Raw genomic sequence first — 15894 nt, forward strand, 5'->3', positions numbered from 1 at the left:
ACACCCCGGCCCCACACAACGAAAGGGGCCCGTCCCACCGGACGAACCCCCACACCCCAAACACTCAGGCACTCACGGCAACCGCAACCACCCCGTCAACACCCGCAAACCCCCACCCGACTCCACCCGTTCCACAGCCGCACGCTCCAACCGCGTCCGCCTCGGCGCCCGGGCCACATCCACCGACGGCATCCCGAACACGAACCGGAACACATCCGCCTCCCCCGGCGACCCCTCACCCACCAACTCGAACCGCCGCTGGAACCGCACGATATTGGACCCCTCCCCCAACACCTCGCCCCACCACGGATCCAACAACCACGACGTACACGTGGCCACCACCGGATCGATCCCCAAATGATCCCGCGCGAACCCCCGAGCCCGACCCAGCGCATCATCCACCGCCACCGGATCCAACCCATCCGACGGGATGTGCAACCGCAGCACCGGATCACCCACACCCATCCCCGGACCCAACCCAGCGGCCTCCTCCTCCGAATACCACCGCACCGGCCCCTGATCCACCAACACCGCCGGCTCCAACTGCAAACCCCCCACCCAGAACAACCGGCCCCGCAACTGCGCCGCCACCCACGCCGCCGTCTCCACACTCAACCGGCCGAACAACCACCGCGACCGAGCCACCTGCACACCCACGTCAGCCAGCGTCGCCACTGTCACCGAACGGTCGATCCCCCACCGCCCGTGCCGCGCCAACTGCTCAGGCACCATCGCGGCGAACGCCCAAAGCGACGCCACCCGCACCCGCGGATCCTCAGCCTCCACCAACGTCGGCCACGGTCTGAACACCCCCACCGGCAGATCCGCATCAGCCCACAACCGCCGGTACATGCACCCCACCAGGTGCCACAACTCCTCCGGCCACTCCCCACCAGGCCCCGCAGACCCCGGCCACAGCGCCTCCACCTCGGCCCGATCCTGATCAGCCAGCGCGAACATGTCCAACACCTCAGCCGCCGCCGACCCCGTCGGCACCTTCAACCCCACACCCGGCTCAGGCAACTCCTCAGCCGCCGCCAACCACGACCGCACACCCTCGGCCAACCCGAACCGTTCCACCACACGCGCACTATCCATCCGCACATCATGGCCCAACCCCCAACACACACGCCAGGTGAGACCTGATCCACACGGGGGCATAGTCTTGGCGTAACCCAACGAACAACACACGCGCACACCGAAGAGGAACCCCACCGATGTCCGACCCGGCGCAACTCCTGCGCGACTGGATCGCCACCTACAACACCCCCACCACGTCGGTGGCACACCTCCTCTGCGACCGCCACGACCCCACCACCGCCGCCACCACCGAAATCGGCCCCACCCTCGAGCCCACCACCCTCACCTTCGGCCAACTCCGAGAACGCTCCCAAACCCTCGCCACCGGACTCGCCGCCCAAGGCATCACCCAAGGCGACCGCATCGCCACCCTCATCCCCAAAGGCGTCGACCTCACCGTCACCGCCCTGGCCACCTGGCGCCTGGGAGCCGTCCTCGTCCCCCTCCTCTCCTCCTTCGCACCCTCAGCCATCACCCAACGCCTCACCGACTCCGGCGCCAAGATGGTCATCTGCGAAGACGAATACCGCACCAAACTCGACCCCGGCCCCCACCTGACCACCCCACCCACCTGGCACATCGCCACCACAGGCAGCCAACCCCTACGCGAAGGCGACCACACCCTCACCAGCCTCAGCCAACACCCCCCACACACCACCCCCGTAGCCGTCGGCGGCCACAACGACATCGCCACCGTCTACGTCTCCAACCTCATCGGCCCGCCCCGCGGCGTCCGCGTCCCCGCCCGCGCCCTGTCGGCCGTGCACGCCTACCACCACTTCGGCCTCGGCGTAGAAGACGACGACGTCTACTGGAACACAGCAGACCCCGGCTCCGCCTACGGCCTCTACCACGGCCTCATCTCCCCCCTCCTGGCCGGACACAACTCCCTCGCCCTGCGCGCAGGCTTCTTCGACCCCGAACTCACCCTCGACGTCCTCGGCCTCTACCAGGTCACCAACTTCGCCTCCGACCCGACGACCTACCGCACCCTGCGCGCCGCCACCAAGACGCTGCCACCCGAAGTCATCGTGCAACGCATGGCCAGCGCAGGAGAACCCCTGGCCCCCGACGTCATCGACTGGGCCACCGACCTCTTCGGCGTCCCCGTGCGCGACCACTACGGCCAGACCGAACTCGGCTGGTGTGCCGGACTCCCCAACGGCGACCACGGCGACCCCACCGCCACCGCACCCCCCGGAGCAATCGGCCCCGCGCTGCCCGGCTGGGACATCCAAGTCCTGGAAGCCATCACCGACGAACCCGCGCCCCTTGGCGCCTACGGCCGCATCGCCATCGACCGCGACCACAGCCCCCTGGACTGGTTCGAGGGCTACCTCGGCTACGAGAACACCATCGACATCCGCTTCACCCCCGAGCGCAGCTACCACCTCACCGGCGACACCGGCATCATGGACCGCCAAGGGAACCTGCACTTCTCCACCCGCGACGACGGCGCCATCATCACCCGCAGCTACCGCATCGGTCCCACCGAGGTCGAAGCGGTCCTCAACGACCACCCCGCGGTCGACGAGTGCGGCGTCTACGCGATCCCCGACGAGATTGCCGGACACCTCGTCGGCGCCCGCGTGGTCGTGGGCGAAGGCCACACGGGCTCCCCGGAACTGGCCGAAGAACTCCGCGACTGGGTCCGCACCGGCTTCGCACCCCACGCCGAACCCCACTCCGTGGACTTCGTCGAGGAACTACCCCGCAGCGCCTCCGGGAAGATGCGTCGCACCCGCCTGCGCTGACCCGCCAAGCACACCCGCCGACGCAGCGGGCACTGTCCGCCGTGGCCGAGGCACACCGTGGCCGGGTCTGGCATGGTCGGGCGGGGCCAGCCGCGCATGATCGACCGTCCGCCGCGGGTGGCGTGCGCAGACCGTTCGGCCCGGGCCACCCGCGGCGGGCGCCGTCAGTCCAGGGTGTCGGTGGTGGCCGCGACCAGTTCGTCGATCCGGGCGGCCAGGGCCATGTCCTTGTCGGTGACCGCCCCTTCGGAGTGGGTGCTCAGGGTCAGGTGCAGCGTGTTGTAGCGGATATCGATGTCGGGATGGTGGTCGGCCTGTTCGGCGGCCTGGGCGATCTCGTTGACCAGCGCCACGGCGGCCAGGAAGCCGGGCAGGCGGACCGTGCGGCGCACGTGGACCTGCTCGGGATCCCACTCCCAGTCGGTGAGCCGGGTTAGGCCGTCCTTGATCTGCTCTTCGTTGAGCTGAGGCATGCTCTCCCCCATCGGTGCCGGTTACGGGGCCAATCCGTGATTGGCCGGTTCCGGCCGGTACCTACCCCGTGGCCCGGGCGCTTGATCGGAGTGGCACGGGAGGAATGAGCCCATGGGTGGTGGGTGCGGCGTGAGCCGCTCCGATGAGCAGTGGTTTTTGGCTAAAAGCTACGGCACCTTTACGCTGTAGATTTTTATATACCGGCATCAGACCACGGCGACCCCCGCAGCAAACTGCCCCCAACCCCGCGCACTCTCCCTTTCCGCGTCACTCCGGGTCTTGCCAAACCCCTCCGCAGGACGATTAGCTCTGTGGAACTCCGGCCCATCCCCCCACAGGCGGCCCCCCACTCACGCCCGCCACTCCCCCGGAAGCGAACCCATGCCCCATGACAAGCGCCGGTCGCTACGCACCCGCATGATCACCCTGGTGCTCATCCCCAGCACCGCGCTACTCGCCCTCTGGGCAGTCTTCACCACCGTCCTGGCCACCGACATCCGCGACCTGCGCGGCACCGCCAACCTCACAGAAGAGGTCGGCAAGCCCGTCGTCGACGTCATCGACCACCTCCAACAGGAACGGCACGCCACCACCGCCGCCACCGATCAGCCCAACAGCAGCAACAACGAACACCTCAGCCAGGCCCGACAGGAGACCGACCAGGCCGTACTAGCCCTTGACCGGGCCCTGGGCGAGTTCGACGGCGCCGACCTACCCCAGCAGGCCCTGGAATTCCAGATCGCCCTGAACAACCTCGGACAGCACCGCCACGACGTGGCCACCCTGGACCACGACGCCGACGTCATCGAGGCAGCGGCCCTGCCCTACGACCGGCTCATCGAATCCGGCATCCGCGTGTGGGACTCCGCGGCCGAACGCGCCGACCCCGCCCTCGTCCCCCACCTGCGCTCCCTGACCTCTCTGATGCGCGCACGCGAGCTCCTCAACCAACAGGACACGATCCTGGCCCACGCGGTGGCTACCGACACCTTCACCCCCCAGGACCACGCCCGGTTCGCCTCCGCCGCCGGAGCCCAACACCACACCTGGTCCCGGGTGGACGCCGAACTCGGCGAGGACTACCAGGCGCTGGCCGGCTCCTTCCAACTGGAGAACGTCACCCTCCTCCAAGAGACCGTTGTCGGCACACCCTCCAGCGGCACCGGCGCACGCGTGCCGGTCAACGCCCAGACCTGGCTCGGGGCCGCCGAGGCCCTGGACGCACGCATGCGCGAGGTCGAACAGGGGCGGATGGAGCGCGTGGTCGATCTGGGCCACAGCCAGGCCACCGATCTTCTGCGCGGCGCGCTGGTGATCAGTGTCCCCGCGCTGCTGGCGGCCCTGGCCTCCACCCTGGTGGCGGTGGTCGGCTCGCAGCGGTTGGGGCGGCGGCTCCAGGAGTTGCGCACCGAAACCCTGCACTACGCCCGGGTGCGGCTGCCCGAGGTGACCGCCCGGCTGCGCGGGGGCGGCAGTGTGGACGTGGACACCGAGGCTCCCCGGTTGGCGGTGGCCCAACGCGACGAGCTCGGCCAGGTCGCCGAGGCCTTCAACGACGCCCAGCGGGCCGCGGTGACGGCCGCCGTGGAGGAGGCCCAGGTGCGGGCCGGGGTGCGCAACATGTTCCGCAACATCGGTCGCCGTACCCAGTCGCTGGTGCACCGGCAGTTGGCGCTGCTTGACCGGCTGGAGCGCAGTGAGACCGACCCCGAGGCGTTGGAGTCCCTGTACCGGATCGACCACTTCAGTACCCAGATGCGGCGCAACGCCGAGAACCTGATGCTGCTCAGCGGTGACCGGCCGACCCGGCGCAGCGCGGCCACGGTCGGATTGCACGAGTCCGTGCGGGCCGCGGCCAGTGAGATCGAGGACTACGCGCGGGTGCGGGTGCTGTCCCTGCCCCAGGTGGCGCTGCACGGTGCGGCGGGATCGGACCTGGTGCGACTGGTCGCCGAGTTGTTGGAGAACGCCGCGTCCTTCTCCCCTCCGGGTACCGAGGTGACGGTGGGCGGCAAGTCGGTGGAGGACGGTTGGTGCCTAGTGGAGGTGGAGGACCGGGGGCTGGGCATGACGCCGAGCCAGCTGGAGTCGGCCAACGCGCTGCTGGCCGATCCGCCCCGCTTCGATCTGGCCCGGATGCGCGAGGACTCGCAGCTGGGGCTGTTCGTGGTCGCCACGATCGCGGGGCGCCACGGGTTCGAGGTGCGGCTGCGTGCCTCCCCTTTCCTGGGCACGCGTGCTTCCGTGCGGATCCCGGAGTCGGTCGTGGCGGAGCGGACCGGGGACACCGGTCCGCTGCTGCGGTCGGAGCTGGTGGGCAGCACGGATCCGGCCCCGGAGGTTCCGGAGAGGGCACCGCGGGGACCACTCCCCTCCCCCGCCGCGGAGGGTGAGACCTACAAAGGGCTGCCGCGGCGTCGGCGCCGTAGCGGGGCCGAGCCTTCGGGTGGTTCGTCCCCGGGAGCTGCGTCCTCGGGGCCGGGAGGGCCCTCGATGCCTGCCGACTCCTCTGGGGGTTCGGCGAACACCCGGGACAGCAACCGGAACAGGGCCACCGGTGGGCAGCGTTCGCTGTCGGAGATCCGGTCGATGATGAGTGCCTTCCAGGCCGGGACGGAGCGCGGTCGCGCGGAGGGCCGTGAAGGTGTCCCCGAACGGGGGGCGCGCCACGACGAGAGTGCGGAAGGGTGATGTCGATGTCGGCGGGCGCTGCTGCGGACGGCCGGGTCGCGGGGCAGGAGGCCGAGGGCGGGTCCCCGGCGCAGAGGTTGGACTGGTTGATGGGTGACCTGGTGGAGCGGGTGGCTGGGGCGCGGGACGCGTTGCTGTTGTCCGCGGACGGGTTGCTGTTGTCGTCCTCGCCCGGGGTGGGGCGTGACGAGGGTGAGCGGTTGGCGGCGATCGCGTCGGGGTTCGCGAGTCTGACGCGGGGGGCGCGGTCGCAGCTGGGTGCCAGTGAGGTGCGTCAGACGGTGGTGGAGATGGACAGCGTGTTCTTCTTCGTGCTGCCCGCTGGCCAGGGTGCGCAGTTGGCGTTGGTGGCCGAGTCGTCCTGTGACATGGGGCAGGCGGCTTTCGAGGTGAACAGGTTGGTGCGTCAGGTGGGGCCGTACTTGTCGGCGCTGCCGCGGGTCGGGGGTGGTGGTTCGTGAGCGCGTTGCCGCCGGAGCAGGGGTGGTCGGCGGAGTCGAGTCTGATTCGGCCGTATTCGTTGACGGGGGGTCGTACGCGGCCTTCGCGGTCGGATTTTTCGATGACCTCGCAGGTGGTGGCGGTTCCTTCGGTGGAGCCGTCGGAGGTGGACGCGGAGTTGGAGTTGATCTTGTCGGTGTGCGTGCGGCCGGTGTCGGTGGCGGAGGTGGCGTCGCGGTCGGGTTTTCCGTTGGGGGTGTTACGGGTTCTGTTGGCCGATCTGTTGGATCAGGGGCGTGTGATGGTGCATACCTCGGATTGGGAGCGGCAGCGGCCGGATGCGCGGACGCTGCGTACGGTGCTGGACCGTATTCGGGAGCTGTGAAGTGGTGGAGATGGGAGGTTCGGTGGCCTCGAGCGCGGGGAGTGCGGTCCCGGACACGTTGAAGATCGTGGTCGCTGGGGGTTTCGGGGCTGGTAAGACCACGCTGGTGTCGGCGTTGAGCGAGGTGGAGGCCTTGCACACCGAGGAGGTGATGACGTCGGAGAGTGTGGGTGTGGATGACCTGGAGGGGGTGGAGTCCAAGGCGACCACGACGGTGGCGTTGGATTTCGGCCGGGTGACGTTGGACGAGCACACGGTGGTGTACCTGTTCGGGACGCCGGGGCAGCGGCGTTTTTCGTTCATGTGGGAGGAGTTGGCGCAGGGTGCTCTGGGAGCGGTGGTGTTGGCTGACACGCGCCGGTTGGCGGATTCCTTCGACGCGATCGATTTCTTCGAGTCGCGTCGGGTGCCGTTCGTGGTGGCGGTGAACTGTTTCGACGGTCAGCGGACGCATCGGGCGGAGGATGTGCGGGTGGCGTTGGACGTGGCCGAGGGGGTGCCGCTGTTGCTGTGTGATGCGCGGGAGCGGGAGTCGGTCAAGGAGGTCGTGGTGGAGTTGGTGTCTTTGGTGCTGCGCTTGGAGCTGTCGGGCGCCTAGCGGGCTCTTGGGGCACGGGCTCACCCCCTACATTGCACTACTGCATTGCTGTTGAGGCTTTTCTGGTCTCACCCCGGGGATTTTTCTGCAAACCCTCAAAGCCTTGGCCCGTCGGTGGTGGCTTTGCGGAGGGCGCTGAGGTGGTCGGCGACCGGGCCGAGGGTGAGCATGCCGGTCTGGGCTCCGGCCAGTTCCTGGGCGGCGTGGGTGAGCGCGTACTCGGCGCGGCGCAGCACCGGGTGCTCGCCCAGAGCCAGGGCGGCGCGGGCGGTGAGGCACCACCGGGTTTCCATGAGCAGGTCCCGGGGTGGTTCGGGGATGCGGGTCAGGGCGGCTGTCGCCTCCGAGCGCCGGTCCTGGGCGAGCAGGACGAGGGGGCGGGCCCAGGGTTCGTGGGGCCCGTAGTCGACGCCCGGGGCAGCGGGGGCGGGTTGGCGGTGGTATAGGCGCAGGCACAGCAGGGCCAGGGGTTCGAGTCCTTGTCCGAGCCCCGGCATGCCCGCTCCGTGCAGTCGGGCGGTGGCCTCCCGGTAGCCGCTCTCAGCCTCGTGTAGCGGGGTGTGGGGGGCCGCGGCGGTGCGCAGTGCCCGGTAGAGGCCGGTGAACACCTCCACGAGCGGGCGTTCGTGGCGGGTGGCCAGTCGGTCGGCGGTTCGGGCATGGTGGTCGGCGGCGGGCCAGTCGGCCAGGGCTGAGCGGGACTGTAGCCCGATGAGGTGTCCCAGGATCTGGAAGTTGACCAGTTCGTGTCGGGTGGCCAGGGTGAGCATTTCGGTGGCCACGGCGTCGCGTTCGGGTGCCAGTCCGGTGCGGTGGAAGGTCTGCATGTAGCGGGCGTTGAGGGCGAAGGCGAGCAGGACGGGGTCACCCAGTTGCCGGGCGAGGTGTTCGGCTTCGGTGGCAGCGTGGGGAGCGCGGGGGTCGTGTGTGCCTCGGGATTCCAGGGCGATCGTGGCCAGGAGGCGGGAGCGGGCCGCTTCGCTTCCCTGGGCGGGTAGGGCGGCCAGGGCGCGTTCGGCGGCGGCGACCACGCGTTCGGACTGTTCGGGGTCGTCCACGCGGGTCCAGTTGGCGGGCACGTCGTAGGCGCCGATGACGCGGGCGGTCAGGTGGGGGTCGTTGAGTTCTTCGGCGGCGGTGATGGCGGCCACGCGTTGGGCTCTGGCGGTTCGGAGGCCCTCTCCCCCGGTGACGGCGAGGTCGCGCAGGAGGCCGACGGTGGAGTGGAGCCGGGCGTGGGCGCCGGGCGTGACGGTGCGTTGGTAGGCGTCGGCTGCCCGTATCCAGAGCTGTTCGGGGCCGGGGGTGGTTTCCGGTGTGCGGGTCCCGGGTGGGGTGGAGGTGAGGTGGTCGGCTTGGTGGAGGATGTCGTCCTCCAGGCGGCGCAGGGCGGGACCGGGGTCCACGCCGAGTTGGTCGATGAGCAGGGTGCGGGCCCGGCGCAGGACGGCGAGGGCGTCGCCTTGGCGGTCGGTGCGGTACAGGGCCAGGGCGAGCAGGCGCCAGGCGTCCTCGCGCCAGGGGTGTTCGGCTACGTGTGCTTCCAGGTCGGGGACGGCTTGGGCGGCCTGTCCCAGGTCCAGGCGGGTCTGGGCGAGGTGCTCGAGTGCGTGCAGGCGCAGTTCGCTCAGGCGGGCGCGTTCGGCACGGGCCCAGGGGGCGTCGGCGAAGTCGGCGTAGGCCGGGCCGCGCCAGGAGTCCAGGGCCTGGTGGAGTCGGGTGCGGGCGTCCCGGGGAGGCAGGGTGCGGGCTTGGGTGAGGCGCTGTTCGAAGAGCCAGGCGTCGACGGAGTCGGGTGCGGCGTGCAGCGCGTAGCCGGGTCCCTGGGTGGTGAGCACGTGGGCGGGGGTGCGGGGTGGGCGGTCGGGTTCCAGGGCTCGTCGTAGGGCGGCGACGAAGGTGCGCACGGCGTTGGTGGCGCCAGCGGGTGGAGCGCCCTGCCAGAGGTCGTCGATGAGGAGTTCGAGGGGGACGACGCGGCGGCGGGCGAGGATGAGGCGGGCCAGGACGGCGCGGTGGCGGGGTCCCTTGAGTTCGAGGGGGTGGTCGGCCTCGTCCCAGGCCGTGACGGGGCCGAGTACGCCGAACGACATCCGCATCGGTTCCCCCTTGTGTCCGTGTGGCCCGGGCTGTGTGGGCCGTGACCCTGCGTGCAGGGAACTCTGGGTTCCCAGGTCACCGTACAGCGCGACCCGTGCGCTCATCGGTTGCTCATCGGGGCGCGACAGACTCAGAGCGCTGGCCACCACAACAGGAAGCAGGCGCAAACATGGCTCCGGTCGTCGAAGGATTCGAGTACAAGCAGGTGCGGGTCGCCCCGGCGGTGTCACTGAACGCCGCTGTCGGCGGGTCGGGCCCCGCCTTGGTGCTGCTGCACGGGTTCCCGCAGACCCACCTGATGTGGCGGCACGTGGCCGCGAACCTGGCCGCCGACCACACGGTCATCTGCCCCGACCTGCGCGGCTACGGAGACAGCGACAAGCCCGAGGCGACCGGCCCCGAGGTCTACGCCAAACGCACCATGGGCGCCGACGTGGTCGAGCTGGCGCGAGCACTGGGGCACGAGCGCTTCGCGCTGGCCGGGCACGACCGCGGGGCGCTGGTGGCGATCCGGGCCGGACTGGATCACCCCGAGGCCGTTACGCATCTGGCCAGTCTGGACGTGCTGCCGACCCTGGACATGTGGGAGGCACTGCACGGGGTGCGGGGCGCGGTCGGCTTCCACCTGTACCTGATGGCACAGCCTCCCGGGTTGCCCGAGCAGATGATCGAGGCCAGCGCGGACGCGTTCTTCGGCCATTTCCTGGACGCCTGGTCCACCGGTCCCGGGGCTTTCCCTCCCGAAGTACGCCGCGCCTACCTGGAGGCCAGCGCGGGGGCGGTGGACTCGATCGTGGCCGACTACCGGGCCTCGGCTGGGATCGACGTCGAACACGACGAGGCCGACCGGTCCGTTGGGCGGCGCCTGTCGATGCCGGTGACGGTGCTCCAGCAGGACTGGGGTGCGGCTCTGGGCTTCGACGCCGCCGCGTTGTGGCGCGCCTGGGCCGCCGACCTGCGCCACACCACGGTCGACAGCGGGCACTTCATGGCCGAGCAGGACCCGGACGGGGTGGTCAAGGAACTGCGGGCGCTGCTGGAGCGCTGAGCACCGTTGACCGAGGCGGCCGGGCCGCAGGTAGCGGCCCCGGCCCCGCTCAGTCGTGCTCGCGCTGGGTGCCGCGGCGGTCGACGGGCACGATCATCGGGGTGTGGGTCTCGGGGTCGCCGATGATGCGCACCGGCAGGCCGAAGACCTTCTCGACCAGGTCGGCGGTGACCACGGTGGCCGGTTCGCCCTCGGCGACGATGGCGCCGTCCTGCATGACGATCAGGTGGGTGGCGTAGCGGCAGGCGTGGTTGAGGTCGTGCAGGACCGCCACGAGGGTGTGGCCGCGTTCGGCGTGCAGGTCGGCGCACAGGTCGAGCATGTCCATCTGGTGGGCGATGTCGAGGTAGGTGGTGGGCTCGTCCAGCAGCAGCAGGGGTGTCTGCTGGGCCAGGACCATGGCCAGCCACACGCGCTGGCGCTGGCCGCCGGAGAGTTCGTCGACCGATCGGTCGGCCAGGGCGGTGACGCCGGTGGACTCCATGGCCTCGGCCACCACCGCCTCGTCGTGGCTGGACCACTGGCGCAGGAAGCTCTGGTGGGGGAAGCGGCCGCGGGCGACCAGGTCGGCCACGCCGATGCCGTCCGGGGCGATGGAGGACTGCGGGAGCAGGCCCAGGCGGCGGGCGACTTCCTTGGCCGGGTAGGAGCCGATGACCTGGCCGTCGAGCAGGACTCTGCCCTGGGCGGGCTTGAGCGTGCGCGACAGGGCGCGCAGCAGGGTGGACTTGCCGCAGGCGTTGGGGCCGACGATCACCGTGAAGGAGTTGTCGGGGATGTGCACGGCCAGCTCACGGGAGATGACGCGCTGGTCGTAGGCCAGGGTGAGGTCCTGGCCGTTGAGGCGGGTGCTGGCGTCGTCGGTCATGCGTTCTCTTTCGGGTGTGGCTGGGCCAAGGTCGGGTGCGGCTGGGTTAGGAGCGGCCGCCGCGCCATTCTGAGTAGAGCAGCCAGATGAGGTAGCTGCCGCCGATGACGGCGGTGACCACGCCCACGGGCAGCTGGGTGGGTGCCAGGACGCGCATGGCGACCAGGTCGGCCAGGACGAGCAGGGTGGCGCCCATGAGGGCGGCGCCGACCAGGGTGGTGCCGCCGGTGCGCGTCAGGCGTCGGGCGAGTTGGGGCGCGGCCAGGGCGACGAAGCCGATGGGGCCGGCCACGGCGATCGCGGCGCCGGTCAGGGCGCTGGCTGCGGCCATGGCGATGATCTGGGTGGAGGTGGTGGACACGCCCAGGCCGCGTGCGGTGTCGTCGCCCAGTTCCATGAAGCGCAGGCGTTGGCCCACGGCCAGGATGACGGGCACCAGGACGGCCACGCCGATCCACACGGCGGCGGTCTCGCCCCAGCCGCGGCCGTTGAGGCTGCCGATCATCCAGATCTGGGCGCCGAGGGCGTCGGTGAGTTCGGCGCGGGTCATGAGGTAGTCGCGCACCGCGGCGAGCATGGCGCTGACGCCGATACCGACCAGGACGAGCCGGTAGCCTTGGACGCCGTTCTTCATGGCCAGCAGGTAGACGACGGCGGCGGTGATGAGCCCGCCGGCGATGGCGCCGAGGGAGATCACGAGGCGGCCGGCGCCCAGGATGAGGATGGCGGCCACGGCTCCGGTGGCGGCTCCGGAGGTGAAGCCGATGATGTCGGGGCTGCCCAGGGCGTTGCGCGACAGGCTCTGGAAGACCGCGCCGGCGATGCCCAGTGCGGCGCCCACGCCGATGGCGGTCAGGGCACGGGGCAGGCGCACTTCCTGGACGAAGAACACGTCGAGGTGTTCGCCGAAGCCGAGGAGGGCGGCGGGCACGGCGGAGAGTGGGACTTCGTAGTCGCCGACCGAGACCGAGACCACCAGGGTGGCGAAGGTGACGGCTGCCAGGGTCAGGCAGACCACGAGTGTGCGCGGGCGGACCAGGAAGGACAGCCGCTCGGCCGGGGAGCGCCACACGCGGGAGCCGCTCGGTGTGATGCGGCCGCGCTCGGCGGTACGGCGCTTGCGTGCCAGGGTGTCGCTCACAGCTGGGCCATCTTTCTGCTGCGGACCAGGGCGATGAACAGGGGTGCCCCGATGAGTGCGGTGATGATGCCGACCTCCAGTTCGGAGCTGGGTAGGACGACGCGTCCGGCGGTGTCGGCCGCGGTGAGGAGGATGGCGCCCAGGACGGCCGCGTAGGGCAGGAGCCAGCGCTGGTCGGGGCCGGTGATCACGCGTGCGACGTGGGGGATGATCAGGCCGACGAACCAGATGGGTCCGGCCGCGGCGGTGGCCGCGCCGCACAGCAGGATGACGCCGACGGCGGTTCCGGCGCGGATGAGGGGGATGCGGGCTCCGAGGGTGGCGGCCAGGTCGTCGCCCAGGGCCATGGCGTTGAGGGAGGGGCCCAGGGCCAGGGTGACGAGGATCCCCACGACGAGGAAGGGGGCGACCTGCCAGAAGATGTCGAGGTCGCGGCCGGTCAGTGAGCCGACCTGCCAGAAGCGGATGCGGTCGAAGACGAAGTCGTTGAAGACGATGACGCCGTAGATGAGGCCTTGGAGGACGGCGGCCAGGGCTGTTCCGGCCAGGGCCAGGCGTACGGGGGTGGCGCTGGCGCGGCCGCGTGAGCCCAGGGCGTAGACGGCCACGGCGGCCACGGCGGCGCCGATGAAGGCGGGCCAGACCAGGTTGGTTCCGCTGGCGCCCAGGACGAAGGCGGCGATGACGACGGCCGCGGCGGCGCCGGAGTTGATGCCCAGGATGCCGGGTTCGGCGAGGGGGTTGCGGGTCAGGGCCTGCATGAGGGCTCCGGCCAGGCCGAGGGCGGCGCCGACGAAGATGCCGATGATGGTGCGGGGTACGCGCAGGGTGAGGATGACGTCGTGGTCGTAGGAGCCGTCGTGGTCGGTCAGGGCGGCCCAGACGTCGGCGACGGGGATGGGTTTGGCGCCGACGGAGACGCTGAGGAGCGCGCAGACGACGAGGGCCCCCAGGGCGATGATCAGGCCGGTGGGGCGGATGACGCGTCTGGTGAGGGTGGGGCGCGTTGGTGCGGGCGCGCGCAGGGCCACGGCTTCCCCGTTCGTCTGTCTGGGTGACTGGGTGCTGGGGTGGGTTAGGTGAGGCTCGCCTATAGTGAGGCCGACGAGGCATCGTAGGGCATGGGTGAACTTCCACCGAACCACACACTGGACAGGTTAGCCTTACCTATATCCTGTTCGCACGGAAGGATCCCACAGATGCCCGATCTCGCGCACCGTTTGCGCCTGTTGAGCCTGCCCGCCCTGGTCGGGGTGCTCGCCCTGGCCGGTTGCGGCACCGACACCGCCTCCGACGACGCCGGCGGGGACGGACCGACCCGCACCGTGGAGGCAGTGAACGGGGAGGTGGAGATCCCCGACTCCCCTGAGCGGATCGCCGTACTGTGGCGGCCCTCCCTGGCCGCGGTCACCGAGCTGGGCCACGACGTGGTCGGCACCATGGGCACCCCCGGCGCGGACGACCACGAGCTGCCCCCCTTCCTGCCCGAGGACGTCGACGGCTCGGACCTGGACCTGGTCACCAACTCCCCGGTCGAGGACGACGTCAACATCGAGGAGCTGGCCACGACCGAACCCGACCTCATCATCGGGGTGAGCACCGAGCTGGGTACGCAGGCCGGGATGCTCGACAACCTGGAGGCGATCGCCCCCACCGTCCTGCTGGAGTGGGAGGGCACCGGGGCCTGGCGCGGCCACCTGGAGGAGGTCGGCGAGGTCCTGGACGCCCGGGCCGAGGCAGAGGAGGCCGTGGCCGCCTACGACGAGGCAGTCGAGGAGTCCCGGGCCGAACTGGCCGAGGCCGGCGTCGACCCCGCCTCGACCGAGCTGTCGCTGGTGCGGCTGCAGGACGAGACCGAGATCCGTCTGGAGACCCCCGAGTCCTTCCCCGGCCAGATCGTCGGGGACCTGGGCTTCGAGCGCCCCGGCACCCAGCTGGAGGGCGGGGACGGCACCGACTACATCCCGCACAGCTACGAGAACCTGGAGCAGGCCGACGGGGACGCGGTCTTCGTCCTGGCCGGGTCGGGCTACCCCGACGCCCCCGACACCTTCTCCGAGGGCGTCTGGTCCAACCTGGACGCCGTCCAGGACGAGGAGCTGTACCGCGTGGACTACGACTTCTGGGGCTCGGCCAACTACCACGGCGCCCACCGCATCATCGAGGACGTCACCGCCGCGCTGACGGGCGAGGCGGACCCCGCGGTCTAGGGCTGGCGGCGGCCAACTGACTGAGGAGAACCGGCGGTGCGGGCTGGCCCCGCACCGCCGCGCTGTTCCCGGACACTGCCTGTCGGCGTCACCGTGAGTCGCGGCTGCCCTGTGCCCGAGCCGTCTTTACAACAAGGGCGGGAGCGTGCCACCCTCCTATGTGAAACCGGTTTCATACAGGAGGATGACGCGATGGCCTCGGACGACCCCGCCACCGGTGTGACCATCCGCACCGTGGCACAACACGCGGGCGTCTCCCCCGCCACCGTCTCCCGCGTACTCCGCGGCACCGCCAAGGTCTCCACCGCCACCGAGGAAAGGGTCCGCGCGGCCATCCTGGAACTGGGTTTTCGCCCCAGCCGGCTCGGCGTGGCCCTGGCCGAACGCAGGCACGCCGCCAACGGCATCGTCTTCCCCGACCTGTCCGGCCCCTATTTCGCCGAGGTCATCCTGGGCTACGAAGAGGTCGCCGCCGAACTGGGGCACTCCGTACTGATCCTGTCCACCCGCGGGCGCACCGACCCAGAACGCGCGGTCCGCGACCTCGCCGACCGGGTCGACGGACTCCTAGTCTTCGGCCGCACCGTCGACGACCCCGCCCTGACCGACATCATGGCCTCGGGAGTCCCCGTAGTCCTCATGGCCCGCCCCGCCATCGCGGGCGCCGACAACGTCACCGCCGACAACGAAGACTCCGCCCGCGCCCTGGCCGAGCACCTGGTCGCACTCGGCAAAAACGACATCGCCTACCTGGGCTCACCCGAGGACTCCAGCGACACCGCCCAGCGCTGGTCGGCGCTCGAACAGGTCCTGACCTCCCATGGTCTACCCCTACGCACACCCGTGCCCTGCGGATTCGGGGTCGCCGACGGCCGCACCAGGGCCAAGGAGGTCCTGGGCGGCGCCTCGGCACCCGACGCCCTGGTGTGCGTCAACGACGAGGTGGCCCTGGGCGCCATGGAGGCCGCCGAAGAACTCGGCCTCACCGTGGGCACCGACCTCGCCATCACCGGTTGGGACGACATCATGGCCGCCCGCCACGCCCGCCCGGCCCTGACCACCGTGCGCCAGCCCATGCGCGAGCTGGGCGCCGCCGCGGCCCGC

Annotated in this window: 14 protein-coding genes; 8 read left to right on the forward strand and 6 right to left on the reverse strand. The window is 70.7% G+C overall.

The window, feature by feature from the left end; translation table 11 throughout:
* Positions 1 to 72 precede the first annotated feature (72 nt).
* The gene (locus ACYVD1_RS07275; RefSeq protein ID WP_460769400.1) at positions 73 to 1098 is read right to left on the reverse strand and encodes an acyltransferase domain-containing protein; all 1026 of its coding nucleotides are present in this window, start codon (positions 1096 to 1098) and stop codon (positions 73 to 75) included.
* 119 nt (positions 1099 to 1217) lie between these two features.
* Here ACYVD1_RS07275 and ACYVD1_RS07280 point away from each other — a divergent pair, with 119 nt between their 5' ends.
* On the forward strand, positions 1218 to 2834 hold the full coding sequence (locus tag ACYVD1_RS07280) for an AMP-binding protein (RefSeq protein WP_460769403.1): 1617 nt from the start codon (positions 1218 to 1220) through the stop codon (positions 2832 to 2834).
* A gap of 164 nt (positions 2835 to 2998) precedes the next feature.
* Here the strand turns inward: ACYVD1_RS07280 and ACYVD1_RS07285 are convergent, their stop codons facing one another.
* Positions 2999 to 3307 carry a 4a-hydroxytetrahydrobiopterin dehydratase gene (locus ACYVD1_RS07285; protein WP_460769405.1) on the reverse strand — a complete coding sequence of 103 codons (309 nt, stop codon included), beginning with the start codon at positions 3305 to 3307 and terminating at the stop codon, positions 2999 to 3001.
* A 382-nt stretch (positions 3308 to 3689) separates the two neighbouring features.
* Between ACYVD1_RS07285 and ACYVD1_RS07290 the strand changes: the two genes are divergently transcribed.
* From ACYVD1_RS07290 to ACYVD1_RS07305, 4 genes are read left to right on the forward strand one after another with little or no spacing between them, the layout of a single operon-like run.
* Positions 3690 to 5999: a sensor histidine kinase gene (locus ACYVD1_RS07290; RefSeq protein WP_460769407.1), complete on the forward strand. Its 2310-nt coding sequence runs from the start codon at positions 3690 to 3692 to the stop codon at positions 5997 to 5999.
* Positions 5999 to 6460 carry a roadblock/LC7 domain-containing protein gene (locus tag ACYVD1_RS07295; protein ID WP_460769409.1) on the forward strand — a complete coding sequence of 154 codons (462 nt, stop codon included), beginning with the start codon at positions 5999 to 6001 and terminating at the stop codon, positions 6458 to 6460. The genes ACYVD1_RS07290 and ACYVD1_RS07295 overlap by 1 nt, the downstream gene beginning before the upstream one ends.
* Complete coding sequence (locus ACYVD1_RS07300; protein WP_460769411.1) at positions 6457 to 6825, forward strand: DUF742 domain-containing protein; 369 nt, start codon at positions 6457 to 6459, stop codon at positions 6823 to 6825. The genes ACYVD1_RS07295 and ACYVD1_RS07300 overlap by 4 nt, the downstream gene beginning before the upstream one ends.
* A gap of 10 nt (positions 6826 to 6835) precedes the next feature.
* Positions 6836 to 7423 (forward strand): GTP-binding protein, encoded by a 588-nt coding sequence (locus ACYVD1_RS07305; protein ID WP_460760484.1) that lies wholly within the window; start codon positions 6836 to 6838, stop codon positions 7421 to 7423.
* Between the two features lie 95 nt (positions 7424 to 7518).
* Here ACYVD1_RS07305 and ACYVD1_RS07310 read toward each other — a convergent pair whose 3' ends face one another.
* On the reverse strand, positions 7519 to 9522 hold the full coding sequence (locus ACYVD1_RS07310) for an AfsR/SARP family transcriptional regulator (protein ID WP_460769439.1): 2004 nt from the start codon (positions 9520 to 9522) through the stop codon (positions 7519 to 7521).
* 170 nt (positions 9523 to 9692) lie between these two features.
* Here ACYVD1_RS07310 and ACYVD1_RS07315 point away from each other — a divergent pair, with 170 nt between their 5' ends.
* Positions 9693 to 10571: an alpha/beta fold hydrolase gene (locus ACYVD1_RS07315; protein ID WP_460769413.1), complete on the forward strand. Its 879-nt coding sequence runs from the start codon at positions 9693 to 9695 to the stop codon at positions 10569 to 10571.
* Positions 10572 to 10620: 49 nt separating this feature from the next.
* On the opposite strand, the gene ACYVD1_RS07320 is transcribed toward ACYVD1_RS07315, so the two are convergent.
* Genes ACYVD1_RS07320 through ACYVD1_RS07330 form a run of 3 tightly spaced genes read right to left on the reverse strand, consistent with a single transcriptional unit; the run spans position 10621 to position 13611 of the window.
* Entirely contained in the window at positions 10621 to 11439 is an 819-nt protein-coding gene (locus ACYVD1_RS07320; protein WP_460769415.1) for an ABC transporter ATP-binding protein, read from the reverse strand.
* Between the two features lie 46 nt (positions 11440 to 11485).
* Entirely contained in the window at positions 11486 to 12580 is a 1095-nt protein-coding gene (locus ACYVD1_RS07325) for a FecCD family ABC transporter permease (protein ID WP_460769418.1), read from the reverse strand.
* Positions 12577 to 13611 carry a FecCD family ABC transporter permease gene (locus ACYVD1_RS07330; RefSeq protein ID WP_460769421.1) on the reverse strand — a complete coding sequence of 345 codons (1035 nt, stop codon included), beginning with the start codon at positions 13609 to 13611 and terminating at the stop codon, positions 12577 to 12579. The genes ACYVD1_RS07325 and ACYVD1_RS07330 overlap by 4 nt, the downstream gene beginning before the upstream one ends.
* A gap of 168 nt (positions 13612 to 13779) precedes the next feature.
* Here ACYVD1_RS07330 and ACYVD1_RS07335 point away from each other — a divergent pair, with 168 nt between their 5' ends.
* The gene (locus ACYVD1_RS07335; protein WP_460769423.1) at positions 13780 to 14790 is read left to right on the forward strand and encodes an ABC transporter substrate-binding protein; all 1011 of its coding nucleotides are present in this window, start codon (positions 13780 to 13782) and stop codon (positions 14788 to 14790) included.
* A gap of 192 nt (positions 14791 to 14982) precedes the next feature.
* On the forward strand, positions 14983 to 15894 hold a 912-nt coding region (locus tag ACYVD1_RS07340; protein ID WP_460769425.1), incomplete at its 3' end, for a LacI family DNA-binding transcriptional regulator.

The organism is Nocardiopsis nanhaiensis (assembly GCF_054778635.1).

Coding starts and splice junctions, on each gene's coding strand:
- ACYVD1_RS07275 (WP_460769400.1), bottom strand. CDS start 1,098: ATGGATAGTGCGCGTGTGGTGGAACGGTTCGGGTTGGCCGAGGGTGTG.
- ACYVD1_RS07280 (WP_460769403.1), top strand. CDS start 1,218: ATGTCCGACCCGGCGCAACTCCTGCGCGACTGGATCGCCACCTACAAC.
- ACYVD1_RS07285 (WP_460769405.1), bottom strand. CDS start 3,307: ATGCCTCAGCTCAACGAAGAGCAGATCAAGGACGGCCTAACCCGGCTC.
- ACYVD1_RS07290 (WP_460769407.1), top strand. CDS start 3,690: ATGCCCCATGACAAGCGCCGGTCGCTACGCACCCGCATGATCACCCTG.
- ACYVD1_RS07295 (WP_460769409.1), top strand. CDS start 5,999: ATGTCGATGTCGGCGGGCGCTGCTGCGGACGGCCGGGTCGCGGGGCAG.
- ACYVD1_RS07305 (WP_460760484.1), top strand. CDS start 6,836: ATGGGAGGTTCGGTGGCCTCGAGCGCGGGGAGTGCGGTCCCGGACACG.
- ACYVD1_RS07310 (WP_460769439.1), bottom strand. CDS start 9,522: ATGCGGATGTCGTTCGGCGTACTCGGCCCCGTCACGGCCTGGGACGAG.
- ACYVD1_RS07315 (WP_460769413.1), top strand. CDS start 9,693: ATGGCTCCGGTCGTCGAAGGATTCGAGTACAAGCAGGTGCGGGTCGCC.
- ACYVD1_RS07320 (WP_460769415.1), bottom strand. CDS start 11,439: ATGACCGACGACGCCAGCACCCGCCTCAACGGCCAGGACCTCACCCTG.
- ACYVD1_RS07335 (WP_460769423.1), top strand. CDS start 13,780: ATGCCCGATCTCGCGCACCGTTTGCGCCTGTTGAGCCTGCCCGCCCTG.